The sequence below is a fragment of the Rhizobium sp. YAF28 genome (assembly GCF_052113285.1).
Taxonomy (GTDB): Bacteria; Pseudomonadota; Alphaproteobacteria; order Rhizobiales; family Rhizobiaceae; genus Rhizobium.
The window spans coordinates 1-1,187 of record NZ_JBFRCX010000035.1; the positions used below are offsets into that span (position 1 = coordinate 1).

Here is a 1,187-nt window from a genome sequence, read left to right on the forward strand (position 1 = left end):
ACGGCATCGGCCGAAACGCTGGCTGCCGACACCGATGAACTGCTCGGTCTCATCCGTGGCTTCCGCGTCGGCAATGCTGCCGCAGCTCCTGCCATGCATCAGGGTCGCCGCGCCGCATAAGCCGGGGTGACTAAAAGCAATTTCATCACCAAAATATTAGCGGCCGCCGGATGAAGATCCGGCGGTTTTGCTTTCGGTGCCCCCCAGATTTGTAGGGAAATTTTGTCCAAAATCTAATAAAATTAAAGCTTTATTATAGGATGAATGCCAATCGTAACTAACCGGTCGCAGCATGTTCCTTTAGCAGCGGTAGATGCGTTGCCTTTATCTGGCGCGCTCGCACAGGCGGTAGAAAACCGCACCGGAATGCAGCCACTCATTCCCGTTGCGAGGCATCATGAAAAATTTGAAAATATCGAAGCAGCTTATCTTGCTGGTCATCGGCCTGATGGTAGCGTTTGCGATCGCAACCACCCTTCAGGTCCGCTCCTCGGTCAATGCGATCTACAAGGAACGCTATGACATGCTGCGTTCGGAGGTCCAGTCTGCGGTCTCCGTTCTCAAGCTCTATCAGGCAAAGGTGACTTCAGGCGAAATGAAGCTGGAAGACGCCCAGAAGCAGGCCTACACCACGCTCAACGCCATGAAATACGACCCTGATGGTTATTTCTTCGGCTATAGCTACGACATCCAGATGATGTTCCACTATGACGCCTCGAAAATCGGCCAGACCAACAAGGGGCAACCGGACAGCAAGGGCAAGCTCTATCGCGAAGAGCTGGTCAAGGTCGGGCAGCAGGGCGGTGGTCTCGTCGAATATTATTCCACAGCCAAACCGGGCCAGCCCGTTGGCGATTATCGCAAGACGGCCTATGCACTGGCCTTCGATCCTTGGAAGGTCGTCGTCGTCACCGGCGTCTACATGGACGATCTCGATGCTCAGGTGAACGACAAGATTCTGTCCGCGCTGTCTGGCAGCATCGTCCTGTTCTTCTTTGCCATTGTCGCCGCCTATCTGGTCATCCGCGGTATTTCGAACCCTCTGAAGGACGTGCACAACGCTCTGCAGGCGGTTGCCGAGGAAGATGTTTCCCTGAAGATCCCGCATACCGGCATGAACAACGAAGTCGGCATGATGGCGAAGGCGACGCAGTCGCTGCAGGAAAAGATCAGGGAACGTCACGCGA

Annotated in this window: 1 protein-coding gene; it reads left to right on the forward strand. The window is 54.7% G+C overall.

The genetic code is table 11. The features are described from left to right. Positions 1-397 precede the first annotated feature (397 nt). Positions 398-1,187, forward strand: a 790-nt coding sequence (locus AB4Z13_RS32755) for a cache domain-containing protein (protein WP_442207772.1), incomplete at its 3' end; no start/stop codon positions are given.